The organism is Micromonospora sp. NPDC049497 (genome assembly GCF_044465805.1).
Lineage (GTDB): Bacteria > Actinomycetota > Actinomycetes > Mycobacteriales > Micromonosporaceae > Micromonospora.
Window position 1 is genome coordinate 81,892 of the sequence record NZ_JBITMC010000013.1, and the last position, 23,776, is coordinate 105,667.

A 23,776-nucleotide genomic window follows, 5' to 3' on the forward strand; every position below is an offset into this window, starting at 1 on the left:
AACGGGAAGGAGTCGGCCGTGGACCCGCAGCCTCGCGTGGCGGTGATCGGCGCGGGCGCGGCCGGCCTGGCCACCCTCAAGGCCCTCGCCGACGAGGGCGTCACCGCCGTCTGCTTCGAGGCCGGCGACCACGTCGGCGGCCTCTGGGTGTACGGCGCGGCCGGCTCGCCCGCGTACCGCACCCTGCACCTGAACACCAGCCGCACCCGCACCGAGTTCGCCGACCACCCCATGCCGGCGGACTGGCCCGACTACCCCGACCACACCCGGATCGCCGGCTGGCTCGCCTCGTACGCCGACCGCTTCGGTCTGCGCGAGGCGATCCGCCTGCGGCACACCGTCGAGCGGGTAGGGCCCGGCCCCGGTGACCGGTGGACCGTGCACGCCGACGGACCGGACGGGCCGGTGCACGTCACCGTCGACGCGGTCGTCGTCGCCAACGGCCACAACCGGGTACCCAAGCCGCCGGACCCCCGCCCCGCCGGCGCCTGCACCGCCCGGCAGATGCACAGCCACGCCTACCGCGGCCCCGAGCAGCTCGCCGGCCGTCGCGTCCTGGTCGTCGGGGGCGGCAATTCCGCGATGGACATCGCGGTCGACGCCTCGTACGTCGCCGAGCGGACCCTGCTGTCGCTGCGCCGGGGCGTGTGGGTGGTGCCCAAGCACCTGCTCGGCCGGCCGTCGGACACCCTCAACGGTGCGCTGGCCCGCCGGCTGCCCTGGCGCCTGCGACAGCGGATCAGCCAGACCCTGCTCACCGCCACCGTCGGCGCGCCCGCCCGGCACGGCCTGCCCGCACCGGCCCACGGTTTCCTCCAGGACCACCCGACCCTGTCCGACGGGCTGCTGTCCCGCCTCGCCCACGGGGAGATCGAGGTCCGCCCCGGCATCGCCGGCTTCGACGGCGACCGGGTCACCTTCACCGACGGCCGCAGCGACGAGGTCGACCTGATCGTCTGGTGCACCGGCTACCGCGTCCGGATGCCCTTCCTCGCCCCGCCACTGGTCGGCGACGACGCCGACACCCTGCCGCTGTACCGGCACGTCTTCCACCCCGACGTTCCCGGGCTCGCGTTCGTCGGGCTGATGCAGTCCACCGGCGCGGCGTTCCCGCTGGTCGAGGCGCAGGCCAAGCTCGTCGCGGCGCGGTTGTCCGGCCGGTACGCCCTGCCGGACCGCAATCGGCAGCACGCCGACATCCGCGCGGAACTGCGCGCCGCCACGGCACGCTGGGGCCAGCGCCGCCCGGCGATGCGTGTGGACTTCGACGCCTACCTCGCGCAGCTGCGTCGGGAGCTGACCGTCGGCACCCGCCGGGCCGCCCGCGCCCGAACCGCGCCGGCCCCGGTCGCGACCGCTCCGGCGGGGGAGCGGCCGTGACCGCGCTGCGCGGCCGGCGGGTCCTCGTCACCGGCGCCCAGGGCACCTTCGGCCGGCACCTGTGCGCCACGCTGCGCGACGCGGGGGCGTCCGTCGTGGGCCTCGACCGTCACCCGGGCATCGCCGCCGGGGTCCCGGTGTTCGGCTGCGACCTGACCGACCCCGAGGCCGTCCCGCCGGCGGTCGCCGCCGCCGTGGCCCGGCTCGGCGGGCTGGACCTCCTGGTCAACAATGCCGGCGTGGGTGGGCCGGCCCCCGCCGAGCTGCCGCCGGACGAGGTCGTCCGCCGGCAGCTGGAGGTGAACCTGCTCGCCGCCTGGCGGACCACCGCCGCCGCGCTGCCCGCCCTGGAGGCCGCCCGCGGACGGGTGATCTTCGTGGCCAGCCGGATGGCCGTGCTGCCGCTGCCCCTGGCCGCCGCGTACGGCGTCAGCAAGCGGGCCCTGGTCGCGTACGCCGACGCGCTGCGCCACGAGGTCGGTACGCACGTCGGGGTGAGCGTGGTCTACCCGAGCATGGTCGCCTCGCCCATCCACGACACCACCGCCGAGGCCGGTCTGTCGCTGCGCGGGGTGTCCCGGTTCGAACCGGTGGAGGGCGTGGTGGCCGCGATCCTGCACGCCGCCACGGCCCGCCGGGCACCCCGGGACGTCGCCACCACCCGCCGTGGACGGCTGGAGATGGCCCTGGCCCGCCACGCGCCGCGGCTGGCCGACCGGCTCGTACGGCGTACCGTTGCCGCGCGCCTCGCCGCCGGTGACCTGGACGTCGCCCCGCTGGCCGCCGGGATGCGCCGCCGGCACCGCGACGGCCACGCCTGACCGGCGGACCGCCGCGTCCTGTTACGCCGTTGCCCGGTCGCGGAGCGCGGCGACCGCCCGTCGGGTGTCCTCGGCCATCAGGTCCGCGTTGATCGCGGCACCCGCGTTCAGGCCGGCCGCCGCCGCGCTGATCACCTGGGCGCGCAGGTCGGTGACGTTGCCGGCGACCCACACGCCGGGCACGTCGGTGGCGCCGGAGGCGTCGGCGGGTACCGCCGAGCCGACGACCTGGCCGCCCATCTCCAGCGGCGCCGTCGGTAGGCCGAGGGAGGTCAGCAGGTCGGCGCGCGCGGTGAAGCGGGGGGCGACCACCACCGCCGCGCGGGGCACGACCTCGCCGGAGGCCAGCCGGACGCCGGTGATCCGGTCGTCGGTGACCTCCAGGGCGACGACCTCGCCGTCGACCACGGTGATCCCTCGGGCGGCGAACTGCTCGCGCGTGTCCGCGTCGAACGGCGGCGCGGTGTGCCGGAACACCGTCACGTCGGCGCTCCACTGTCGCCACAGCAGCGCCTGGTGCGCGGCGAGGGGGCCGGTGGCCAGCACGCCCAGCGGCTGGTCGCGTACCTCCCAGCCGTGGCAGTACGGGCAGTGCAGCACGTCGCGTCCCCACCGCTGGGCCAGGCCCGGCACGTCCGGCAGTTCGTCGACCAGGCCGGTGGTCACCAGCAGACGGCGGGCGCGCACCGTGCGCCCGTCGGCGAGCCCGACCCGGAACCCGCCGTCGACCCGGGTCGCCGAGGCGACGGTGCCGGTGGCGATCTCCCCGCCGTAGCCGGTGACCTCGGCCCGGGCGGCGGCCAGCAGCTCCGCCGGGGGCGTGCCGTCGCGGGTCAGGAAGTTGTGGACCTGCCCGGCCGGCGCGTTGCGCGGCGCCCCGGCGTCCACCACCAGCACCGACCGCCGCGCCCGCGCCAGGGCCAGTGCGCCGCTGAGCCCGGCCGCGCCGCCACCGACGACCACCACGTCGTACGTCTCGCGCATCGTTCCCCCTCGTGCGGGGCGGGTCGGACGCCCGCCACCGGTACCGACTGTGCGCCGACGCGCTCCGGTCGGCAAAGGTTGTTGCCGTTGTGGCAACATTGACGGGGTGAGTGACTTCGGAGAGGTGCTGTCCGCCGTGGGGCCGCGGCTGCGTGCGCTGCGGGAGCAGGGCGGCGCCACCCTGGCGCAGCTGTCCAGGGCGACGGGGATCTCGGTGAGCACGCTGTCCCGCCTGGAGTCGGGGCAGCGTCGGCCCACCCTGGAGTTGCTGCTGCCCCTGGCCCGCGCCCACCAGGTGCCGCTGGACGAACTGGTCGACGCACCGCCCACCGGCGACCCGCGCGTGCACCCCCGCCCGGTGCGCCGCCACGGCATGACCTACCTGCCGCTGACCCGCCGGCCCGGGGGAGTGCGGGCGTACAAACTGATCATCCCGGCGGCCACGCCGCGCGGCGAGCCGGATCCGCGCAGCCACGAGGGGCACGAGTGGCTGTACGTGCTGTCGGGACGGCTGAGGCTGGTGCTCGGCGAACACGACCTGGTCCTCACCGACGGCGAGGTCGCCGAGTTCGACACCCGCGTGCCGCACTGGCTGGCCAACCCCGCCGACGAGCCGGTGGAACTGCTCATCCTGTTCGGCCCGCAGGGTGAGCGGGCGCACGTACGGGCTCGCCCGACGCGCTGACCCGGACGGGAATGTCGCGTACGCCCGGAACGCTGCCTTCTGCGGGCGGCACCGCCGTGGCCGCCCGCGTTACCGTGTCCGGGGAGGTGGCGGGGAGATGGACAGTTGGGAAGCGACTGTCGAGGCGCAGATCCGCAGCGCGCAGGAGCGCGGGGAGTTCGACAACCTGCCCGGCATGGGCAAGCCGATTCCCGGTCGTAACCTCCCCTACGACGAGTCCTGGTGGATCAAGAGCTTCCTGGAGCGGGAGGCCCTGCCGACGGACCTGCTGCTGCCCACACCGCTGCTGCTGCGCCGCCGCGTCGAGCAGGTGCCGGACGAGGTGCGGGACCTGCCCACCGAGGAGGCGGTCCGCGCGTACGTCGCCGTCCTGAACAGGGAGATCCTGGCCTGGCTGCGCAATCCGTCCGGCCCGCGCGTGGTGGTGCGCCCGGTCAACGCCGACGAGGTGGTACGCGGCTGGCGTGAGCGCCGGCAGGCAAGGGCGGTCCCGGCGGCCCGGCCGGACGCGGGGACCCCGGCGACGGTCGCCTTGCAGCGGCGGTCCAGGCGGTGGTGGCGGCTGCCGTGGCGCCGCCCGGCCGCCTGACCAGGCGGCGGAGCACACCGGATCAGCGGATCAGTCGACCGCGGCGCGCCAGGTCCACGAGGTACGCCGGGGCCGGCCCGGCAGCTCACCCCGCCCGGTCGACCAGAGCAGCACCTGCGGCGCCGACTTGTGCGGGGCGTCCGGGAACAGGCGGCGCAGCACCGCGACGCTCAGGTCCTCCGGCGGTGTCCACGGGACCCGGAGCCCGCGCGTGATGTCGTAGGTGTGCAGGACGGTCTCGGCCGCTCCCATCGCCGCGAAGCCGCCCGGGTCGCAGGGGCCCCAGTGCCATGCCCGCACCTCCGGCGAGGCCGTGTCCACGGCGGTGGCCAGCAGGCCCGCGCAGGCCCGCACCACCCGAAGCACCTCGGCGGGCGCGGCGGTGGGGGAGACCACCAGGTCGTACGGCAGGTAAGCGGACTCGGCGCGACCGGTGATCTGGCCGGCGTACGCCATCAGGTCGTGCGCCACGTGTGCCGCCGTCGTCCAGCAGCTCCACTCGAGGTCCCCCGCCGGCACCGACCAGTCACCGTCGGTGTGCGGGCCGAGCACGTCGGCCATCTCCGCCACGGCACGGGCGACGTCGGCCCCGGTCATCGCGGTCACCACTCGACCCTGCCAGCGCCGGCACCTCGCGGCAACCGCATGGTTTCGTCGGTGCCGCTCGGCATCATGTCGACGGACCCCGCCATCCCGCCGGGGTCGACCAGCCGGCTGGAAGGTGCCCGTCATGTCGCGCAACACCGAGACCGTCGAGACCTACCTGGACGGTTTCCGCACCGGCGATCACGCGAAGATCCTGTCCTGTCTGACCGATGACATCCAGTGGACCGTCTACGGCGCGTTCCAGCTGACCGGCAAGGAGGCGTACGACGCCGCCATCGACGGGGCGGGGTTCGCCGGCCCGCCGCGCCTGGAGGTGGTGCGGATGGTCGAGCAGGACGACGTCGTGATGGCCGAGCTGACCGGGTCCGCCATCCGGGACACGGGCGAGGAGATGCGCATGTCCATGGCGGAGGTGTTCGTCATGCGCGAGGGCCTGATCGCCGAGCGGCGGGCCTGGGTGATCGAGCTCAAGGAGAACGACTACCGCTGACCGGGGCCGAGCGGCGGGTTGTCCGGCGACCGGCACGTCGATAGGGTCGGGCCGTGACTGCCGGGTCGGCCATGGGCCACGAGCGGACAGGGCACCCGGCGATTCGGTGACGCCGGGGCGGGCCCGCGCCCCGCCTCTCCACCTCCGTCTTTTCGCCCCACCTGGGGCTCCACGTACCGGTGATCCTCTCCGCGCCGCCGTCGGCGGTGCTGTTCCTCCATGCCCGCCGGCGGCTCGGCCGGCATGCCGTGTCCTGTCCAGAAAGCAGCGCATGCCCAACGACTTCAACCAGCAGATCATCGACGAGTTCCGGGCCAACGCGGGCCGGGTGGGCGGCCCGTTCGAAGGCGCCCGCCTGATCCTGCTCACCACCTGCGGCGCGCGGTCCGGCGCCCCGCACACCACCCCGGTCGGCTACCTGCCCGACGGAGGTGAGCGCATCCTGGTGATCGCCTCCGCCGGGGGCGCCGACCGGCACCCCGACTGGTTCCACAACCTGCTCGCCGACCCGAACGTCACGGTCGAGGACGGCGTCTTCACCTACCCGGCCCGCGCCGAGGTGCTCAGCGGCGCCGACCGCGACCAGGTCTTCGCCCGGGCGGTGGCGGCCGATCCCGGCTGGGCCGGGTACCAGGCGAAGACCGACCGGGTCATCCCGGTGGTGGCCCTGTACGGGCAGGGCGGCGGACCGCCGCAGGCGGGCTCGTGGGGCGAGGCGCTGCGGCGGATCCACAATGCGTTCCGGCGCGAGCTGGCGCTGATCCGCGACGAGGTGGCGCGCTCCGGCCCGACGATCGGCGCGCAGCTGCGGGTGAACTGCCTGACGCTCTGCGGGGGCCTGCACGCGCACCACACCCACGAGGACGCCGGCATGTTCGTCGGCATCGCCGCGCAGCGACCGGACCTGGCCGACGTGCTCGACCGGCTCCGCGCCGAGCACCGGCGGGTCGCTGAGCTGGTGGGGGAACTCCAGCGTGCCGTCACTGCGACCGGCACCGACCGCGAGGAGGTCCGCGGGCACGTCGCGCGCCTCGTCACCCAACTGGAGGCCCATCTGGGGTACGAGGAGGCGCAGCTCATCCCCGTCCTGGACGGCTGACCTCCACTCTGGAAGGCCTGCCCGCCGTCATCGCGGGCAGGCCTTCCACTGCTCCGGGGTCTTGCTTTGGGTGGCGATTACTGGAATACCGGTAATGGAAATCCAGAAACCATGCGACGCGAGCGCGATGGAGGCGTACACCATAATGACTGTTCTTGTGTGTCATGAGTCAGCCGGTGTGATGCCGTTGTGTCGGTTCCACGACCCCCACCCCTCGTCAAGCACCAGGCGGCGTCCAATAAATGTGAGACCTCGACAGCGGGGCCCGGCGCTCGACGAGGAGGCACCATGACGGCTATCGGTGTCATTGGCTTCGACAGCGGGCTGGTGTCCCGCGCCGTTCATCCCCATCGCGCCTGGATCGACGGATGGAACTTCGACCCGGCCGGCCAGCACATCCGGGGCGTCGGCGATCTCAGCGGTGACGGTCGGGCCGAGGCCGTCGTCACCAGCGACTGGGGTATCGGCGTTCTGCACCACGACGGCCGTGGCTTCCGCTGCCCGTTCGGCGCGCCCCGCGACACCATGTTCGGCCGGTGGCGCTACGACGCCACCAACCGACCCGGTCGCGACCGGATCGTGGCGATCGGTAACTTCACCGGTTCGGCACACCACGAGGTGCTGGTGTGGAGCGACATCGGCCTGACGACGTTGGCGCGTACCGCAACCGGCCTGGCACCCTCTCGCCTGCACCTGAACGGGACCCGCCTCGGCGGCTGGGTCCTGTCCACCCTCGACAACCGCTACCACGGCAGCGGACGCTTCGGCGCCGACGGCCGAGAGGCCATGGTGCTGACCAGCCCGTGGGGAATCGGGCTCGTCTCGTTGCAGGAGGGCACCTCCATCTTCATGGCACCGACCGGCAGCCGGCTCGGCGACTGGACCTTCCGAACCGACAGCGATCGCATACGCCTCATCGCCGACCTGGACGGCGACGGCCAGGACGAGATCCTGATCAGCGGTCGAACCGGCATCGCCGTCCTGAAGCTGGTCGACGGTGCCCTGGTGTCCGTCGCCGCGCACCGGACCGGAGCCAACCTCTCCGGCTACGTCCTGGAAGGACCCGGCGACTTCGCGGTCGCCGACCGGTTCCGCGGGGCGACGGCCGACGAGATCCTGGTCAGCGACCACCGAGGGCTGCACGTGCTCGCACTGACCGGCGGCGGACTTGCCCGGCGGGCGTTCACCCCCAACGGGACCCGCGTCGACGGCTGGGTGGTCGACGCCCTGCACAACCCCGTGCTGGCGGCCGGCGACCTGGCGGCCGACACGCCTGCGGACTTCGTGATCCGCAGTGGCTGGGGGATCGGTGTGATGAGCGTCGGTGCCGACAACAGGTTCCGCTGCCGACGCCTGCACCCGTACGGAGCCGACCTCGGTGGCTGGCGGCTGGACAGCAGCGACGTCATCGCCGGCGTCGGCAGGTTCACGGGCGGGGGCCGCAACGAGCTTCTTGTGGTCAAACCCTCGGCCGGCTCGGCCGCGACCCCGAGGTTCACCGCCACCACGTTCGTCAACTGGCACCGCAACATCGGCCGGACGGTGCCGACGGTGCGACCCGGCAACCTGACCGAGCTGGTCGGTGCGGTACGCGCCATCCGAACCCGGGCCGGTGTCACGGGCAGTGGATGGTCGTACACGGAGTGCGCCGTGGGCGACGACACCGGTACGGTGATCGACACGTCAGGATTGACCGCGACGCTCGGTGGCCTGCTGCCGGACATCGTCGACGATCGCGCCGCCACTGCCGGCTCGCGGCTGGTGCATGTCGAGGCCGGCATCAAGCTGTTCGACCTGAACTGCCGGCTCGACCGGCTCGGTCTCGCCCTCCCGACGCTGGGCGGAAGCCGGGGCCAGTCCCTGGCCGGCGTCCTCGGCACCGGCGTGCACGGCGCGGACGTGTCGCTGCCCCCGATCGCCGACGCGGTCCGCGCGATCCACCTCGTCGCTCCCGGCGGTCAGCAGTGGTGGATCGAACCGGCGTCCGGCAGCCTCACCACGAAGGACGTGCTCGACAGGGCACGGGCCCGGGGTGTGCTCGACCCCAGCATCAAGAACGTCTACGACGACCAGTGGTTCAACGCCGCTCTGGTGGCGATGGGCTGCGCCGGGGTCATCTACTCCGTCGTCCTGGAGTGCCGGCCCGCGTTCCGGCTGCGCTCGACCACCACGGCGGAGAGCTGGTCACAGGCCCAGCGGCGGATCCAGGACCTGGCCTTTCCGGATCGTTGCCCCCGCTTCCTCGAAATCAACGTCAACCCGTCGGACACGAGCTGCCGGGTCACCGTGCGGGACGAGACGACAGCAGCGGTACGGATGCCCGCCGCGTCGGCGGGGCTGTCGACGGGAGAGATCGCCGCCGTGGTCGGTCTGCTCGGCCCGGGCGCGCTCGGGGTCCTGTTCGCCGCCATCGGCGACTACGTCGCCCGTACGACAGCGGAGATCACCGTACTCAGTCTGGTCGCTCCGCCGCTGGCGGTGCGGAAGACGATCGAGGCGCTCCAGCCCGTCGAGGACGCCCACCGGCTCCTCATCGAGCTGAACCTGGCCGCGGTCGACCCGCACGACTCCCGCCGGGTGGCCGACGTCCTGCCCACCGCCATCAACCTGCTGTGGGCCATCGGCGCGTTCATCGCGCCCGGTCGGGTGCTGGTGGACCTGTTCCAGAGCCGCGAGACGGATCGGGTGCGACCGGTGCGGACGTTCGTCGGGAACAGCTTCCGGGTGTCGACCGACCAGCCCGGCTGTGGCCAGGACGGTGCGCAGAACCACGACGAGATCGAGCGTCTGATCGAGAGTTTCGAGTACGCGGTGGCGGCGTCGAGGGCCGTCGCATTCGTCGACCGGCTGCTCGCGGTCATCCGGGAGCGGCGCGGTGGGCCGGACGCCCTCGTCGTGAACCTGAATCTGCGCTTCACCGGCCGAACCCGGGCCACTCTGGGCATGCAGAAGTTCGACCAGACCTGCCACGTCGAGATCTACACCTTCCGGGGACTCCGGGGCAACGCCGCCTTCAAGGAGCGGCTGCACGAGATCGTCCGGGACTTCGACGCCGTGCCGCACTGGGGTCAGTTGCACGCTCCCGCCGAGGCGCGCGTGGTCCGCGAGGACCGTTCACTCGGGCGCTGGCAGCCGGTGATCCGCGCCCTGTCCGATGGCAACGAGATGTTCTGGTCGGACTTCGCCCGCACCCGGGGGCTCCTTCCCTGAGCCGAGCCACCGGCAGCTACCGATCCGGTGAGCCGTGAGGGTGTCCCGCGGCATAGGTTGGGCGGCATGGCACTGCGACTTGTTCAGGTGAATGTCAAGGCGCGGGATGACTCGGCCCTCGGCCGGTTCTGGGCGGAGGCGCTCGGCTGGGGTCTGTCCAGCGAGGGACCCGGTGTGACCAACATCGAACCCGAGGGCTTCACCTACCCGGACCCCGCGGCCGTCTGCGTCGACGTCGTCATCGTCCCGGACCCCGAGACGGTGAAGTACCGCGTGCACCTCGATCTCGCCACCACCTCCGCGGCCCATCAGGCGGAGTTGGTGGCGCGCCTGAAGGATCTCGGTGCGACGCCCGCGGATGTGGGCCAGGGCGATGTCCCGTGGACGGTTCTGGCCGATCCGGAGGGCAACGTGTTCTGCGTGTTGGAGCCCCGGGAGGTCTACCGGGACACCGGGCCGATCGCCGCGGTGGTGGTCGACTGTGCCGATCCGCGGGCCATGGCCCGGTTCTGGGGCGAGGCGACGGACTGGACTCTGCACGAGGTGACAGATGATCATGCGGTGCTGCGTTCGGCCGCGGGTGTCGGGCCGTATCTGGAGTTCCTTCGCACGCCCGTGCCGACCGTGTGGAACCGCGTCCACCTCGACCTGAGGCCGTATCCGGGCGATGACCAGGCGGCTGAGGTGGCCCGGCTGGAGGCCCTCGGTGCCACCGGCGCCGACGTCGGCCAGGGCGACGTGTCGTGGCGGTGCCTCGCCGACCCGGAGGGCAACGAGTTCTGCGTCCTCGCGCCGGGCTGACGCCTGCCGACCCTCGGAAAACCGGTTGAGCCTCCCTCTCGCGTGCCCGTAGGTTGCCTGCGGCCCGTGGCACCGAGGACAGAGGACATAACCGCGTGACCCCGCCTGCTCTCTAGACCTGACACCTTTCCGCGCTCACCTGTAGCCGACGCTCCCGTCGGCTTCACCGGGCTGCCCTCGTGCGCCCGGCCGTACAGCGTCTGAGGCCGCGCGCGTAATCGGCCTCGTGTCAGGTCCAGAGAGAGATCATGTCTTCACAACCTCATATCGTGCTGCCCTGGTTCGTTCGTCGGACCAGGCTGCCCCTGCTGTCGTTGCGGTGCGTGGACTGCCGGTCGGAGTCGGCCACCACCGGCGAGGGCAGGTTTCGCGTCAACGCCAACGGCAACCTGCTGGACGTGTGGCTGCTGGTCCGCTGCGTATCGTGCGATCGGACCAGCAAGCTCACCGTGCACGAGCGGGCGCCGGTCAGATCCCTCGATCCGGCCGAGCTCCACGGCTACCACGTCAACGATCCGGACGTGGTGGCGTCCAGGCTGTTGGATCCGCTGCTGGCCCGGCGTAACCGGTTCAGCCTGGACTGGACGGGGGCCTGGCGGCTGGACGCCCCGTCGACTTGGCTCGACGAGGCGTGGCCGGTCCAGGTGGAGGTCGTCTTCGAGGATCCGGTACCGGTGCGCCCGGAACGGCTCATCGCGCACGGGCTGGGGCTCAGCAGGAACGAGGTACTGCGCCGGGTCAAGTGCGACGTTCCGCTGCGGCGTTCGACGAGGACCGGATTCGCCTTCATCGTGATGGCCGGGGACTGACGGGGATATCGCCGGGTGGGCCAGGTGGCCCGCCCGGCGACGCCCCGCTGAACGCGTGAGGGGCTAGCTCGGCGGGGAGTCCTTGACGAACACGATCCCGTCGGTGCCGGCGACGTGGGCCGGGTTCAGCGGGGCGTAGCCGAACCAGGGGGACACGCGGGCGGGCGTGTCGCCGATGGTGGCGGCGAGTCGGCGGGCGTCGACGACGTACCGGTCCTCCGGCAGCGCGTACAGGAGCCCTTCGATGGTGTCCGGGGGTGGGGTCTGCACGCCGTGGTGGCGGATCGTGCCGAGGGCCGTGGCCAGGAAGGCATACCCCTGGCGCAGGTGGGCATCGACGATCGCCCCGGCGCTCCACCATTCCAGCGGCTGGCCGCCCATCCGCATGCCGCTCTTGTCCCGCTGGAGATGGGCGTTGTTGGCGTGCGCCAGGGTCGGGCCGCGCTCGGCGAGGGCGAGCAGGTTGGCGGCCATCATCGAATCGCGCAGCGCGCAGAGCCGCGTGAGGCGGCTCGGTGACGTGTCGGCCAGCCAGAAGTGGTACCGCAGCAGCCCGGTGGCGGTACGACCGTACAGGCGCGCCCGGTCCCGGTCGTCCGACGAGGACGTCGCGATGAGGTGGGGCATCTGCGTGTCGAGCAGGGCGACCAGGTCGTCGGCGAGCAGTCGTAGCTCTCTGGCTTCGGACGTCCGCCCCACGGACCGGGACGGATCCCTCATCGCGGCGGGGTTGGTCCACCGGTCGTCGGCGCCGAGCAGGCGGTCGAGCGTCTCCGCGGTGCAGGGAAGCAGGTCGGCGTCGACCCGGGCGGTGAGGTAGGCCTGCAGTGCGGTGAGGGCCTGCCGGGGGCTCGCGCCGCCGGTCATCTCCAGCGGGCCGTCGAAACCGGCGAAACGCAGCCGCTCCGCCACGGGCCTTCCGTCGTTGTACGCGCGCATCCAGCGCACCAGCTCGCGGTTGGGCCGGTACGCGCCCCACCCGTGGCTGAACCCGCGCTCCATGACCTCGTCGAGGATGCCCGTGCCCGACGTGACGTAGTCGTCCACGACCAGGCCCATCAGGCAGTCGGTCTCGAGGGCGATCGTCCGGTAGCCCTCCTGCTCGACGAGTTGCCGGAAGAGGTCGTTTCGTACGTCGAGCAGGACGTCCTCGCCGTGGGTCGGCTCACCCAGGGCGAGGATCCGCGGCCGGGCCGGGAGCAGGCCCATGACGGTGGCAGCGTCGACGGCATGGGCGGCGTCGGCGATAGCAGCAGTCATTCCCTCAACGGTATCGTTGAACCGCCGGTGGAAACTTGTCCGCGATGTCGGCCGAGCAGCGCGGCGAAACCCTCAACCAGCCAGCAGCGAAGCCAGCTCGCTGGCCCCGCCGGACCGGGCCCTCACCGTCGCCAGCGGCGACGGGATGAGCAACTCGACATTGCGGTCCGGTAGCTCACCGCGCCGGAGGTCGGCCCGGCCCTGCCAGTCGTTCGCCGACAGCTCCCGGGAGAGCGCGGCGAGTGCGACGGTGCCCGACAGCCCGCTCCCGGCGGCCGGCCCGGCGTGGTCGACGATGGTGCAGAACGCGGAGAGCGTGCCGTCGAGGTTGTCGACCAGCTCGATGATCCGGGACTGCTCGGGCCAGTCGATGTGGGCCGCGGTGTTGACCTCCCAGAAGCCGCCGCCGACGGGCGCACCGGCCGGGCGCGCGTGGGGAAGGACCTCGTTGCGGTGGGTGTGCCCGTTGACCCAGAGGATGACGTTGGGGTACCGCAGCAGCAGGGCGCGTACCTGCTCGCCACCGATCCGGTCGCTGCCGGCCGGCACGTTGTCCATGCTGTCGATGGTGTGGTGGCTGAAGATCGCGACGTACTTGTCGGCCCGACCCGGCCGGCGGACCACCTCGCCCGACGGTGACAGCCAGCGGCTGCTCGCCCTCTGCAGCTGCTGCTCCAGCCAGGCGTACTGGACGGGGTCGATCGAGCCGTTCGGCCCGCCGGCGCTGTTCACCGTGTCCAGCACGATGTTGCGTACCCGGCCGGCGTCAAAGGTGTAGTACGCGGTGGCGTCGGCGATGTTCCTCGGGGTGAAGCCGTGCCCGACCGGCGTGCCGGTCGTGGCGAAGTGTTCGGTCACGGTGGTGGCCCGGTCCACGATCCGTCGGGCGGGGTCGGGGGTGACGAAACGGCGCCCGCCGGAGGAGAGCATCAGGGCCACCGCGGCCGGGTCCTGGGCGAGCAGCCCGAGGATGAACTGGATCTGCGCCGGAATCGGCGCCGCGAGGATCGACGGTGGCAGGCTGGTCAGCTTCAGCGGGCCGGTGGCCAGTTGTTGCAGCAGCGGCGAGGCGGGCACGTTGCCCTGGACGAGCCCGTCGTGGTTGCCGTAGACCGAGTACCACGGCACGCCGATCCCGGCCGCCTGGAACGGGGCGCGCGCGGCGTCGAGCAGGCCCGGCACGACGGGGAAACCGTGGACCGAGGTCGCCTGGCCGAAGCCGGTCTCGGGGTGCCAGTAGTACGGATCCGGCGCGGCGTCGTCGGCCACACCCTCGTACCGCGTCGGGTCGCCGGAGTCGGGCCGGACCGCGCCGCCGTCGAGCAGGTCGATGTACCAGCGCAGCTCGTTGTGCTGGCAGTTGTCGGTGTTGTCGCCCGTGACGACCGCGTACCGCACCGGAGCGCCGGTGACGGGCCCACCGCGCACCCGGCGCAACTGTCGGACCATGGCGTCGCCCACCTGGGCGCTGAGCAGCTCCTGCGGCCGGTACGCGCTGCTCAGGTCGTCGAGACCGGGCAGGCTGCCGTACCGGTCGAAGAACTCGAACCGCCCCGGCGACTGTACGTCCAGCACGTGCAGGTCGCTGAGCTGCGCGAAACAGGTCACCACCCGACCGGTGAGGCCCGCCCGCTCGCGAGGAACCCCACCGAGGTCGGCACGGACGAGGAACGGTTCGCCCTCGGCGAGCCGGAGCGTGGCGTAGCCGCCGGCGCCCGGCGCTCCCCGGGTGATGGTGTGCTCCAGAGTGGTACCGGCGATGCACGGCGTGGGCCTGGCGAACGCCCGGGCGGGCGGGAACGGGGACAGGCCGAGGGCTGCGCCACCGGCGCCGCCGACCATCCCGGCGAGTATCGCTCTCCTGCTGATCGGCATCAGGCTCTCCCAGCTATCGCAGCGCCACGGGCAGCACCAGCTCCTGGAAGAACGATGGCGCTCGCTGCCCGTGGGCGCAATAGCCCCGACGACCCGTCCTCACGGGACGTCGGTCCGCCCCCTCAGGCCCGTGCGCCGCCCAGGCCGAGGAGCACGGCCAGGCCCAGGGCGCTGCGCGGGGCGTACGGCACGCGCCACAGCCCGCCGTGCGCCGCCGCGTACGCCTCGTCCTGCCAGGGCTGGTCGTGGGCGGGGCCGCCGCCGGTGCGCAGGTCGTGCACCAGCAGTGCGGCCATCAGCGTGTTGCTGGTGGACGGCTCGAACACCTCGATGCCGAACCGGTGCGCCCCGGCGTACGCAGCGGCGAGCGCCCGGTTGCGCAGCACCGAACGGGTGCGCGTCGGTGGGGCGACCGTGAACGACACGACGGTGCCCTGCTCACGGGCGACGGTCGCGCGCCACCGTTGCAGGCGCTTCGCGAGGGCGTAGTTGGGTCCCTGCTGCGGCACCAGGCTGTCGTTCACACCCGGGTCCGCTCCCGGCGGGTAGTTGCGGTGCAGCAGCCGACCGCCGGAGACGACCCGCAGGGCGCGGCGCGCGGCGCCGCGACGGGCGTAGCCGCGCTCGGCGTGCCGGACCGCGTCGCCGGGCACGGCGTACACGTCGGTGGGGGTGGCGAGGAACGCGAGCGCGACGTCGTCCCGCTCGCGGCTCAGGTGGTCGGTGAGGGCGTCGACGGCGGTGGCGACCCGGACGTTGGTGGCCCCATCGGCGTAGACGTAGTTGCCCAGCACCAGCCGCCCTTCGGTCCCGCGGAGCCACTCGGCGACCTGCGGCAGGCGGTGCAGCAGGTCGGCGCCCGCGCGGCTGATCAGCGTCGGGTCGTCGGTGCCGGTGCCGGCCGGTACCGGCAGGTGCAGGCGTCCGCCGTGGGGGCGGGTGGTCTGCAGCAGTCGGCGCCAGATCTCCGGGCGGGGCAGGTCCACCGCCACCACGTCGCCGCCCCAGCGCAGCACCGACGGAAGCGGACCCATCTCGGCGCCCGCGCCGAGCACCACGATCCGCTGGTCGCGAAGGTCCAGCCAGTCCGGGTTGGCGACGACCGTGGCGACCGCCTCCGCGCAGGAGGGCTCCACCACGCCGTCGGTCACCCAGGTGTCGAGTCGCCGGCGCAGGGCGTCGCCCCGCAGGCGTTCGCCCCGGTACGGCAGGGAGAACTCCCGCTCGACGGTGCCGTCGCCTTCGACGGTGGCGGTGGCCAGCGGTTCGTGGCGCGCGGGTGCGGCGAACACGTCGGCCAGCGGTCCCTCCCGGCCCCCGTCGTCCACCACGGTCATCCGGGTGTGCAGGGACGCGAGCCCGTCGCGGGCGATGGTGAGCGCCGCCTCCCGGGAGAGCAGGCCGGCTTCGACGAGGCGGCGGAAGTGCCCGAGGTAGCCGTGCCGCCAGTCCGTCTCGTGCTCGGCGGCGCGGGCTCCCACCGGGTCCACGGCGCGCAGGGCGTCGGCGACGACCTGGCGGCCGAGCGCGGACGTGCTGCGGCCCTCGCCGGTACGGGGGAAGACCACCCCGTGGGGACCCTCCACGGACACCGCCTCCTTTCTCGGCGTACCGGCCGCCGCCGGTCGCGGCTGCCACTCTGCCGCATGTCCGGTCGGGCCGCAGCGCCGGGCGGGACCCGCCGGTGATCTCCGGCGGCGCACAATGGCGTGGTGACGTTGCCGTTTCCTTCCCCCACCGTGCCGGCCGCCGGACGTACCGAGGTGTTCCTGCGTTACCTGGACTTCTTCCGGTCGACCCTGATCGAGAAGGTCATGGCACTGCCGCAGCAGGAGCTGCGCCGCAGCCGGCTCTCCTCCGCGTGGACGCCGCTGGAGCTGGTCAAGCACCTGCGGTACGTGGAGCTGCGCTGGATCGAGTGGGGCTTCGAGGGCCGCGACGTGGGGGAGCCGTGGGGCGACCGGCGCGACGGGCGGTGGCACGTGACGCCGGAGGAGAGCCGCGACGGACTCGTCGAGGCGTTGCGGGCGCAGGGTGCGCACACCCGGGCGGTGGTGGAGGCCGCCGACCTGGACGCGACCGGCGCGCCGGGCCCGCGCTGGGAGGGCGCGGAACCGCCGCCGTTGGAGCGGGTGCTGTTCCACCTGGTGCAGGAGTACGCCCGGCACGTCGGGCACCTGGACATCGTCGTCGAGCTGGTCGGCGGCCCGACCGGCGAGTGACGGGGCGACCGTCGCCGGCACGGGTGCGGCAGGATGGTCCGATGAAGAACGAGCCGATCGAGCTGGCGGCCGCGCTGGCGGGATTCGACCAGCTGTGGAGCCCCCGCATCGTCACCCGGGTCAACGACTACGACGTCCGCGTCGCCAAGGTGGCCGGCGAGCACGTCTGGCACGCGCACGACGACACCGACGAGTTCTTCCTCGTCCTGGACGGCGAGCTGCGCATCGCGCTGCGCGAGCGGCCGGGCGGCGAGCAGCGGGAGGTGGTGCTGCCCCGCGGCGCCGTGTACGTCGTGCCGCGCGGCGTGGAGCACCGGCCGTCCTCGCCCGGTGGGGCGTCGATCCTGATGTTCGAGCCGTCCGGCACGTCGAGTGTCGGGGACCGGCACGACCCGGTGCCGGATCATGTGGACGCGACCACCGGGCACGCGCTGTAGGCGGGGCACCCGCGGGGCGATATCGCCTGGCGGGACGCGTACACCCCTGGCAGGGTGACGGGCGTGACTGCGCAGGTGCTGGCGGGTGCGCTCGCCGACGACGGACGGCGAGCGGTGTTCGCGGCGATCGTGCTGGGCGACACCGACCGGGCGGCGGTCGCCGCCCGCACCGGCCTGGCGACGCGGGAGGTCGTCACCGCCCTGCGGCGGCTGCGCGATGTCGGTGTGGTCACCGGAGACGAGGGCCACCTGCGGGTCGACGGCGGGTGGCTGCGGGAGGCCGCCCGGGACGCGTCGCCGTCGGCGCCGGCTGACGGGCCGGTCGACGCGGGGGAGCGGGTGCTGCGGACCTTCGTGCGCGACGGCGTCCTGGTCGGGCTGCCGGCGCAGCGGGGCCGACGTCGGGTCCTGCTGGTGCACATCGCCGCCGCGTTCGAGCCCGGGGTGCGGTATCCGGAGCGCGCGGTCGACGAGACGCTGCGCGCCTGGTGTGCCGGCGGCGGGTCGGACCACGTGACGCTGCGGCGGTACCTGGTCGACGAACACCTGCTGAGGCGGGAGCAGGGGGTCTACTGGCGGACCGGCTGATCCTCCACGCGGAGACGATCCCGTTCCAAACGGTTGTTAACCTCGGGGAATGTCCTCGTGCTCGCCGGGCGGCGCTCCCGACCTGATGTTCCTGCTCGCCTCGGCCAGCCATGCCCTGCTGGCCGAGCACGCCGCCGGGCTGGCGGAGCTGGGCATCTCGCCCCGGGCGCACCACGTCCTGCTGCGGGCCCGGGCGGGGGATCTCACCCAGCGGCAGATCGGCGAGGCCTGCGGCATCGACAAGACCACCATGGTCGTGACGCTCGACCAGTTGGAGGCCGCCGGGTTGGCCCGCCGCCGCCCGTCGCCCACCGACCGCCGGGCACGCCTGGTGGAGGTGACCGAGCAGGGCGTCGCGGTGCTCGACCGGGCCCAGGAGATCGCCGCGCGGATCCAGCAGGACGTGCTCGCCGGCCTGCCGCCGGCGCAGCGGGAGGCGCTGCTGCGGTCACTGGAGAACCTCGTCGCCGGACGACTCTCCGGTGCCGGGCCGTGCGGTCCGGGCAGCCGCCCCGGGTGTTGATCCCGCAGGAGATGGTTTCGATCGGGACCATCTGCTACGGTCGCTCTCGTGGAACCCGCGACCGAGGAGCATCCATGAGCGCGACCGCGCAGCCCGCCACCACCACCTCGTCCGTCCGCCGGCGTGCCCTGGGCGTCCTCGCCGCCGTCGCGACCTGCGTCCTGATCTGGGTGATCGGGGCCGTCGCCGGAGTGGACTGGACGGTGACGACCCCCGGCCGTCCCGCGATGGAGGTCGGGCTGGCGATGGTCGTCGTGTTCTCCCTCGGCGCGTCGCTGGTGGGCTGGGCGGCGCTTGTCGTCCTCGAGCGCTTCGCCGGTCACCGGGCGACGCTCATCTGGACCGTCCTCGCCGCGGTGGTGGCCGTGGTGTCGCTGTTGCCCCTCTTCGGGGCCGACGCCTCCACCGGCGCCAAGCTCGCGCTCGGGGCCATGCACCTGGCGGTCGCGGCCGTCCTCATCCCGATCCTGCCCACCCGCCGCTGACCCCGACCCGGCGCCCGCGACAGGCCGTCGCGGGCGCCGACGCCTGAGTACGGGCGTCGGGGTTGACGACCGCGCCGGGGCGCGCTAAATACTGAAGAGGAAGTTGAGTCGTCTCGACTCAACCCGAGACCTTCGGCCAGGAGACCCGAGGAGGCACGACCATGCTGATGCGTACCGACCCGTTCCGTGAGATCGACCGGCTCGCCGAGCAGTTCTTCGGCACCGCGGCCCGGCCGGCGATGATGCACCTGGACGCCTACCGCGACGGGGAGTACTTCTACGCCGCGTTCGACCTGCCCGGCGTCGACCCCGACAGCATCGACTGCACGGTGGAGCGCAACGTGCTGACCGTCCGCGCCGAGCGCCGCCGGCCCACCGGTGACCGCGTCGAGCTCGTCGCCGCCGAGCGTCCGATGGGCACCTTCACCCGCCAGCTCTTCCTCGGCGACACCCTCGACACCGACAAGCTCGAGGCGGGCTACGACAACGGCGTCCTGACGCTGCGGATCCCGGTGGCCGAGCGGGCGAAGCCCCGCCGGGTCACCATCACCGCCGGCGGCAACGGCAACGGACGCAAGGAGATCCACGCCTGAGCGGGACCGCGCCCGCGGGACGTCGCACCGGTCCCGCGGGCGCGTCGTCACGTCGGGTACAGCGCCGCCAGGGCCCTCGCGGTGCCCCGGAACAGGTCCCGTAGCTCGGCGGGGGCGAGCACCTCCACCTCGGCACCGAGCTTGAGCAGCTCGACGTGGCCGTGCCGCACCGACTCGATCGGCACCGTCGTCGGCAGCCAGCCCTGGTCGTCCGGCTCACCCGCCGCCGCGCGTGCCGCCCGGCTCATCGCCGGGGGGAAGACGTGCGTGGCCAGTTCCAGCGCCGCCACCGTCATCCGCACCTGCGCCTCGGCGCGGTACACGCCGCGCTCGTACAGCTCGGCGTGCTCCTGCCAGCAGCGGGCCAGGTCGAAGTCGGCCGGGCGCTCGAACCACTCGTCGAGGACGGCCAGGTCCAGGATCGCGGCGACCCGGTAGGTGCGTACCTGTCCGCCGACGTCGGCGACCAGATACCACCGTCCCGCCTTGAGCACGACACCCAGCGGGGCGAGCTCCCGGACGACCTCGCGCGGCTGCTTCCACCGCTGGTAGCGCACCCGGACCCGCCGGTCCTCCCACACCGCCCCGGCCAGGGCGGCCAGGTGTGGCGTCGGCTCCGGCTCGCGGAACCAGGTGGGCGCGTCGAGGTGGAACCGCTGCCGGATCCGCCCGCCCCGGTCGGCCAGTTCCGCCGGCAACGCGGCCCGCAGCTTCAGCTCGGCGGCGGCCAGGAGCGACCCGAGGCCCAACTCGGCCGCCGGGCCGGGGACGCCGGCCAGGAACAGCGCCTCGGCCTCACCGGCGGTCATCCCGGTCAGCCGGGTGCGGTAGCCGTCCAGGAGCTGGTAGCCGCCGTCCGGGCCGCGCTCGGCGTACACCGGCACCCCGGCGGCGGAGAGCGACTCGACGTCCCGGTAGATGGTGCGGATCGACACCTCCAGGGCGGCGCTCAACTCCTGGGCGGTCATCCGGCCCCGGGTCTGCAGGAGCAGCAGCAGGGACACCAGCCGACTCGCACGCACCGCCCGACCGTACCCGTCGGCCGGTCGGGCGCGCCTCCACGGGTTTCCGACCCGGGGCTGAGAACCTTTTTCACATGCTCTCCTCGGACGCTCCGGTGCGGTCCCGCCCGTCGGCCCGCCCGGCCCTGCCCGCCGGACCGACCGACTTCACCGAGGCGTGGCTGCGCAACCGGCGACTCTCGGTGCACACCCGCGACGCGTACCGGCGGGACGTCGCGGGCTGGCTCGCCTGGTGCGCGGCCCGGGACCTCGATCCCCTGTGGGCGAACTTCCTGCACGTCAACGAGTACGCCCGCACGCTGGAGTCGACCCTCGCGGTGCGCAGCGGCCGACCGTTGACCCCGGCCACCGTGGCGCGCCGCCTGTCCGCGCTGTCCAGCTGGTACGACTTCCTGGTCAAGCTGCGGGCGGTCGACGCCAACCCGGTGGCCGGCGCGGACCGACCGCGTATCGACCGGGACCACTCGGCGACGGTGGGGCTCACCCCGGACGAGGTGGACGCGCTGCTCGCCGCCGCCGAGGCCGACACCGGCCCCACCGCCGCCCGCAACCGCGCCACCATCGCACTGCTGGCCGACCTGGGCCTGCGGGTGGGGGAGCTGGTCTCGCTCGACCTGGCCGACCTGGGCGCGGAGCGCGGACACCGCAGCGTCCGGTTCATCGGCAAGGGCGGCAAGGCACGCCGGCGCGCGCTCACCCCCGGGACGGCGTACGCCCTCGACGCGTACCTGGCGCAGCGGGCGGCCGACCGGGGCGTGACGGTGCAGGACCTGACCGGCCCGCTGCTGGTCACCGCCAGCGGCGCACGGCTGGACCGGCACTCGGTGTTCCGGCTGGTACGCCGGCTGGCCCGGACCGCCGGCATCCCGGCGTGGGCCAAGCTGTCACCACACTCACTGCGGCACGCGTTCGCCACCACCGCCCGCGCGGAGGGGGTGCCGCTGGAGGACGTGCAGGACGCCATGGGCCATGCCGACCCGCGCACCACCCGCCGGTACGACCGGGACCGGCACAACCTGGACCGGGACCCGGCGTACGCGATCTGGGCGGCCCGCGCCCGCCGTCAGGGCTGACCCCACTGTCGCACCCGGAGGGTACGGTCAGCCGCGCCGGCAGATGCAGAACGGCTGGCCGATCGGGTCGACGAGCACCACCCACCGGCCGTCGCCGGGCTGGAAGTCCGGCCGGGTGGCGCCGGCGGCCACGAACTCCTTCGCGGCCAGGTCCAGGTCGTCGACGTACAGGTCGAGGTGGAAGCGCTTGTCGCCGGTCTCGTCCGGCCACGCCGGCGGCCGGTAGCCGGGCACCAGGCCGAAGCCGATGGCCACGCCGGCGGCCGTGACCATCGCGTACCCGGGTTCGCTGTGGGTGATCTCCCCGCCGAGGACGCGCTGCCAGAAGGCGGCGTGCGCGACGGGGTCGGAGCTGTCGAGGTTGACCATGGCGAGGTCGGCGGTGACTGTCATGCCGGAGAGTCTGCCCCGCGTACCTGTCATCCTCTGTCAGGTACGCCGGTCAACCGAGCAGGTCCAGGTGGTGGTGGGCGTCGGCGGCGATCTCCTCGTGGCGCAGCCACCGCCGGGTCCACAGCAGGGCGGCCACCTCGGCCTGCTCGTCGCCCCACGCGGCGTGCTCCACCAGCAGCGCGGCCGTCAGCGCGTACGCCATGCGCAGGGCCAGCCCGCGCGCGCCCGCCACCACCGCGACCGCACCCGGGTCGGCGGCCACCGCCGCCAGGTCGGCGCGCAGCTCGCCGGCGACGGCGGTGAGCGTGTCGGCGAGCACCGGCGACAGCGGCCGGGCGAGGTCGGCGGCGCCGTCGAGGCGGCGCAGCAGCGGCGCCCCGGCGTTCTCCCGGGCGACCGCCCGCAGCACGTCCACCGCGAGCACGTTGGTGGTGCCCTCCCAGATCGGCAGCACCTGCGCGTCACGCAGCAGCCGGGGCACCCCGGTGTCCTCGACGTAGCCGGCGCCGCCGAAGCTCTCCACGTACTCGCTCGCGGAGCCCACCGCGAGTCGCCCGGTGGCGAGCTTGGCCAGCGGCGCGACGATCCGCAGCTCCGCCGCCGCCTCCGGGTCGGTGCCCACCTCGACCCTGCCGAGCAGCGCGAACGCGTGCCCGGCCAGCGCGAACGCGCCGGCCGCGTCCACGGCCAGGGTGCCGAGGGTGGCGCGGTGCAGCGGATTCGTCGACAGCGGCCCCCCGGCCACGTGCCGGGCCTCGGCGTAGGCGCGGGCGTACGCCAGGCCCCGCCGCATCCCCCCGGCCGCCGCGGCGGCGTTGTGCACCCGGGTCACCACCACCAGCGTCATCGCCCGGACCAGACCGGGCACCGCCGGGTCACCCAGCGGCAGGGCGTACGCGTCGTGCAGCCCGATCTCGGCGGTCGGCAGGGCGCGGGTGCCCAGCTTGTCCTTGAGCCGGTGCACCGTCACCCCCGGCGCCGGCGCGTCCGGTGCCATCCCGCCGGCCAGTGGCGAGTCGGCGGCGTACCGGGGCACCAGGAACGGGGCGAGGACCCGGCTGCCCCGCCCGGCGCCCTCCGGCCGCGCCAGCGCGACCGCCATCGCGGCGTCGGCCGCCGAGCAGAACCACTTCTCGCCGGTCAACCGCCAGGAGCCGTCCGCCGCGGGGCGGCCGGTGGTGGTGGAGCGGGCCAGGTCCGAGCCGCCCTGCGCCTCGGTCATCCACTGCCCGCTGGTGATCGCCGTGTCCGGGTCGGTGGAGATCAGCCGGGGCAGCCAGGCGTCCCGCACCTCCGCGTCGACCTCCGGCTGACTGAGCAGCGCCGCCGCGCCGTCCGCCATCGCGACCGGGCAGGAGAACGTGGCCGACTCCGGCCCGTACAGGTGCAGCAGCGCGTGCTGCACCACCCGGGCCGCGGCCCCCCACGTGCCGCGCGCCGCGGGCAGGTAGGGCAGGGCCACCACGGCGTGCCGCGCGGCGGCCGCCCGCTGCTCGCGCCACCCGGCGGAGGTCTCGATCCGGTCCACCCGGGCGCCCCACGCGTCGTAGCGGACCAGCGTCGGCGGGTGCGCCTCCGCGTCGGCGTGCGCGGACCGAAGCGGTCCGGTCACGTCGGCCGCGAGGTCGGCGAGACGGCCCTTCGCGGCGGCGTGCCCGGCCGGGCCGAGCTGCCGCTCCAGCCACGAGCGCAGCAGCCGGTCACCGGCGTACGGGTCGTCGGGGGCGGGCACCGGCTGTACGAAGCGGCTCATCGGTTCGGCTCCTCGCACGGGGGACGTCAGGGGTGTGCGCCGACGGTAGACGATCCGGCGGCGACCGCGACAGGGCCG

Annotated in this window: 24 protein-coding genes; 16 read left to right on the plus strand and 8 right to left on the minus strand. The window is 73.8% G+C overall.

Annotation, left to right across the window (positions count from 1 at the left end; translation table 11 throughout):
* Window positions 1-18: 18 nt before the first annotated feature.
* Both ACIBR0_RS18910 and ACIBR0_RS18915 read left to right on the plus strand, forming a co-directional pair.
* On the plus strand, window positions 19-1,380 hold the full coding sequence (locus ACIBR0_RS18910; RefSeq protein WP_396717209.1) for a flavin-containing monooxygenase: 1,362 nt from the start codon (window positions 19-21) through the stop codon (window positions 1,378-1,380).
* On the plus strand, window positions 1,377-2,201 hold the full coding sequence (locus tag ACIBR0_RS18915; protein WP_396717211.1) for an SDR family NAD(P)-dependent oxidoreductase: 825 nt from the start codon (window positions 1,377-1,379) through the stop codon (window positions 2,199-2,201). The genes ACIBR0_RS18910 and ACIBR0_RS18915 overlap by 4 nt, the downstream gene beginning before the upstream one ends.
* 21 nt (window positions 2,202-2,222) lie before the next feature.
* Here the strand turns inward: ACIBR0_RS18915 and ACIBR0_RS18920 are convergent, their stop codons facing one another.
* Entirely contained in the window at window positions 2,223-3,185 is a 963-nt protein-coding gene (locus ACIBR0_RS18920) for an NAD(P)/FAD-dependent oxidoreductase (RefSeq protein ID WP_396717213.1), read from the minus strand.
* A 106-nt stretch (window positions 3,186-3,291) separates the two neighbouring features.
* Between ACIBR0_RS18920 and ACIBR0_RS18925 the strand changes: the two genes are divergently transcribed.
* A complete protein-coding gene (locus tag ACIBR0_RS18925) occupies window positions 3,292-3,870 on the plus strand; it encodes a helix-turn-helix domain-containing protein (RefSeq protein ID WP_396717215.1) in 579 nt (192 codons plus the stop codon).
* A 97-nt stretch (window positions 3,871-3,967) separates the two neighbouring features.
* The gene (locus tag ACIBR0_RS18930) at window positions 3,968-4,459 is read left to right on the plus strand and encodes a DUF1992 domain-containing protein (RefSeq protein WP_396717217.1); all 492 of its coding nucleotides are present in this window, start codon (window positions 3,968-3,970) and stop codon (window positions 4,457-4,459) included.
* A gap of 30 nt (window positions 4,460-4,489) precedes the next feature.
* Here the strand turns inward: ACIBR0_RS18930 and ACIBR0_RS18935 are convergent, their stop codons facing one another.
* The gene (locus ACIBR0_RS18935; protein WP_396717413.1) at window positions 4,490-5,056 is read right to left on the minus strand and encodes a maleylpyruvate isomerase N-terminal domain-containing protein; all 567 of its coding nucleotides are present in this window, start codon (window positions 5,054-5,056) and stop codon (window positions 4,490-4,492) included.
* Between the two features lie 133 nt (window positions 5,057-5,189).
* Between ACIBR0_RS18935 and ACIBR0_RS18940 the strand changes: the two genes are divergently transcribed.
* The 5 genes from ACIBR0_RS18940 to ACIBR0_RS18960 all read left to right on the plus strand — a co-directional run bounded on the left by ACIBR0_RS18940 (window position 5,190) and on the right by ACIBR0_RS18960 (window position 11,474).
* Window positions 5,190-5,555, plus strand: coding sequence for a nuclear transport factor 2 family protein (locus tag ACIBR0_RS18940; RefSeq protein ID WP_396717219.1), 366 nt, complete (start codon window positions 5,190-5,192; stop codon window positions 5,553-5,555).
* A gap of 271 nt (window positions 5,556-5,826) precedes the next feature.
* On the plus strand, window positions 5,827-6,654 hold the full coding sequence (locus ACIBR0_RS18945; protein ID WP_396717221.1) for a nitroreductase/quinone reductase family protein: 828 nt from the start codon (window positions 5,827-5,829) through the stop codon (window positions 6,652-6,654).
* A gap of 288 nt (window positions 6,655-6,942) precedes the next feature.
* The gene (locus tag ACIBR0_RS18950; protein WP_396717222.1) at window positions 6,943-9,864 is read left to right on the plus strand and encodes a D-arabinono-1,4-lactone oxidase; all 2,922 of its coding nucleotides are present in this window, start codon (window positions 6,943-6,945) and stop codon (window positions 9,862-9,864) included.
* 66 nt (window positions 9,865-9,930) lie between these two features.
* A complete protein-coding gene (locus tag ACIBR0_RS18955) occupies window positions 9,931-10,665 on the plus strand; it encodes a VOC family protein (RefSeq protein WP_396717224.1) in 735 nt (244 codons plus the stop codon).
* 269 nt (window positions 10,666-10,934) lie between these two features.
* Window positions 10,935-11,474 (plus strand): DUF1062 domain-containing protein, encoded by a 540-nt coding sequence (locus ACIBR0_RS18960; protein ID WP_396717226.1) that lies wholly within the window; start codon window positions 10,935-10,937, stop codon window positions 11,472-11,474.
* Between the two features lie 63 nt (window positions 11,475-11,537).
* Here the strand turns inward: ACIBR0_RS18960 and ACIBR0_RS18965 are convergent, their stop codons facing one another.
* The 3 genes from ACIBR0_RS18965 to ACIBR0_RS18975 form a co-directional block, all read right to left on the minus strand.
* Window positions 11,538-12,734, minus strand: coding sequence for an erythromycin esterase family protein (locus tag ACIBR0_RS18965; RefSeq protein WP_396717228.1), 1,197 nt, complete (start codon window positions 12,732-12,734; stop codon window positions 11,538-11,540).
* 72 nt (window positions 12,735-12,806) lie between these two features.
* Window positions 12,807-14,609: a TIGR03767 family metallophosphoesterase gene (locus ACIBR0_RS18970; protein WP_396717230.1), complete on the minus strand. Its 1,803-nt coding sequence runs from the start codon at window positions 14,607-14,609 to the stop codon at window positions 12,807-12,809.
* Window positions 14,610-14,731: 122 nt separating this feature from the next.
* Window positions 14,732-16,195, minus strand: a complete 1,464-nt coding sequence (locus tag ACIBR0_RS18975) for a hypothetical protein (protein ID WP_396717232.1) — start codon at window positions 16,193-16,195, stop codon at window positions 14,732-14,734.
* A gap of 126 nt (window positions 16,196-16,321) precedes the next feature.
* On the opposite strand from ACIBR0_RS18975, the gene ACIBR0_RS18980 reads away from it, so the two are divergent.
* The 6 genes from ACIBR0_RS18980 (at window position 16,322) to ACIBR0_RS19005 (ending at window position 19,457) form a co-directional block, all read left to right on the plus strand.
* A complete protein-coding gene (locus ACIBR0_RS18980; RefSeq protein ID WP_396717234.1) occupies window positions 16,322-16,831 on the plus strand; it encodes a DinB family protein in 510 nt (169 codons plus the stop codon).
* Between the two features lie 41 nt (window positions 16,832-16,872).
* Entirely contained in the window at window positions 16,873-17,268 is a 396-nt protein-coding gene (locus ACIBR0_RS18985; protein WP_396717236.1) for a cupin domain-containing protein, read from the plus strand.
* A gap of 63 nt (window positions 17,269-17,331) precedes the next feature.
* Window positions 17,332-17,856, plus strand: a complete 525-nt coding sequence (locus tag ACIBR0_RS18990; RefSeq protein ID WP_396717237.1) for a DUF2087 domain-containing protein — start codon at window positions 17,332-17,334, stop codon at window positions 17,854-17,856.
* Window positions 17,857-17,905: 49 nt separating this feature from the next.
* Window positions 17,906-18,379 (plus strand): MarR family winged helix-turn-helix transcriptional regulator, encoded by a 474-nt coding sequence (locus tag ACIBR0_RS18995; protein WP_396717239.1) that lies wholly within the window; start codon window positions 17,906-17,908, stop codon window positions 18,377-18,379.
* A 74-nt stretch (window positions 18,380-18,453) separates the two neighbouring features.
* Window positions 18,454-18,864 (plus strand): DUF6069 family protein, encoded by a 411-nt coding sequence (locus ACIBR0_RS19000; RefSeq protein WP_396717241.1) that lies wholly within the window; start codon window positions 18,454-18,456, stop codon window positions 18,862-18,864.
* Window positions 18,865-19,025: 161 nt separating this feature from the next.
* A complete protein-coding gene (locus ACIBR0_RS19005; RefSeq protein ID WP_396717243.1) occupies window positions 19,026-19,457 on the plus strand; it encodes an Hsp20/alpha crystallin family protein in 432 nt (143 codons plus the stop codon).
* 47 nt (window positions 19,458-19,504) lie between these two features.
* Here ACIBR0_RS19005 and ACIBR0_RS19010 read toward each other — a convergent pair whose 3' ends face one another.
* Window positions 19,505-20,479 (minus strand): helix-turn-helix transcriptional regulator, encoded by a 975-nt coding sequence (locus ACIBR0_RS19010; RefSeq protein ID WP_396717245.1) that lies wholly within the window; start codon window positions 20,477-20,479, stop codon window positions 19,505-19,507.
* Between the two features lie 74 nt (window positions 20,480-20,553).
* Between ACIBR0_RS19010 and ACIBR0_RS19015 the strand changes: the two genes are divergently transcribed.
* Window positions 20,554-21,552 carry a tyrosine-type recombinase/integrase gene (locus tag ACIBR0_RS19015; protein ID WP_396717247.1) on the plus strand — a complete coding sequence of 333 codons (999 nt, stop codon included), beginning with the start codon at window positions 20,554-20,556 and terminating at the stop codon, window positions 21,550-21,552.
* Between the two features lie 27 nt (window positions 21,553-21,579).
* Here the strand turns inward: ACIBR0_RS19015 and ACIBR0_RS19020 are convergent, their stop codons facing one another.
* Together ACIBR0_RS19020 and ACIBR0_RS19025 are read right to left on the minus strand one after the other, a co-directional pair.
* Window positions 21,580-21,945 (minus strand): VOC family protein, encoded by a 366-nt coding sequence (locus ACIBR0_RS19020; RefSeq protein WP_396717249.1) that lies wholly within the window; start codon window positions 21,943-21,945, stop codon window positions 21,580-21,582.
* 49 nt (window positions 21,946-21,994) lie between these two features.
* Window positions 21,995-23,698, minus strand: coding sequence for an acyl-CoA dehydrogenase family protein (locus tag ACIBR0_RS19025; RefSeq protein ID WP_396717251.1), 1,704 nt, complete (start codon window positions 23,696-23,698; stop codon window positions 21,995-21,997).
* Window positions 23,699-23,776 lie beyond the last annotated feature (78 nt).

Coding starts and splice junctions, on each gene's coding strand:
- ACIBR0_RS18965 (WP_396717228.1), bottom strand. CDS start 12,734: ATGACTGCTGCTATCGCCGACGCCGCCCATGCCGTCGACGCTGCCACC.
- ACIBR0_RS19025 (WP_396717251.1), bottom strand. CDS start 23,698: ATGAGCCGCTTCGTACAGCCGGTGCCCGCCCCCGACGACCCGTACGCC.
- ACIBR0_RS18995 (WP_396717239.1), top strand. CDS start 17,906: ATGTCCTCGTGCTCGCCGGGCGGCGCTCCCGACCTGATGTTCCTGCTC.
- ACIBR0_RS18920 (WP_396717213.1), bottom strand. CDS start 3,185: ATGCGCGAGACGTACGACGTGGTGGTCGTCGGTGGCGGCGCGGCCGGG.
- ACIBR0_RS18970 (WP_396717230.1), bottom strand. CDS start 14,609: ATGCCGATCAGCAGGAGAGCGATACTCGCCGGGATGGTCGGCGGCGCC.
- ACIBR0_RS19000 (WP_396717241.1), top strand. CDS start 18,454: ATGAGCGCGACCGCGCAGCCCGCCACCACCACCTCGTCCGTCCGCCGG.
- ACIBR0_RS18955 (WP_396717224.1), top strand. CDS start 9,931: ATGGCACTGCGACTTGTTCAGGTGAATGTCAAGGCGCGGGATGACTCG.
- ACIBR0_RS19020 (WP_396717249.1), bottom strand. CDS start 21,945: ATGACAGTCACCGCCGACCTCGCCATGGTCAACCTCGACAGCTCCGAC.
- ACIBR0_RS18950 (WP_396717222.1), top strand. CDS start 6,943: ATGACGGCTATCGGTGTCATTGGCTTCGACAGCGGGCTGGTGTCCCGC.
- ACIBR0_RS18935 (WP_396717413.1), bottom strand. CDS start 5,056: ATGACCGGGGCCGACGTCGCCCGTGCCGTGGCGGAGATGGCCGACGTG.
- ACIBR0_RS18940 (WP_396717219.1), top strand. CDS start 5,190: ATGTCGCGCAACACCGAGACCGTCGAGACCTACCTGGACGGTTTCCGC.
- ACIBR0_RS18985 (WP_396717236.1), top strand. CDS start 16,873: ATGAAGAACGAGCCGATCGAGCTGGCGGCCGCGCTGGCGGGATTCGAC.
- ACIBR0_RS19015 (WP_396717247.1), top strand. CDS start 20,554: ATGCTCTCCTCGGACGCTCCGGTGCGGTCCCGCCCGTCGGCCCGCCCG.
- ACIBR0_RS19005 (WP_396717243.1), top strand. CDS start 19,026: ATGCTGATGCGTACCGACCCGTTCCGTGAGATCGACCGGCTCGCCGAG.
- ACIBR0_RS18945 (WP_396717221.1), top strand. CDS start 5,827: ATGCCCAACGACTTCAACCAGCAGATCATCGACGAGTTCCGGGCCAAC.
- ACIBR0_RS18930 (WP_396717217.1), top strand. CDS start 3,968: ATGGACAGTTGGGAAGCGACTGTCGAGGCGCAGATCCGCAGCGCGCAG.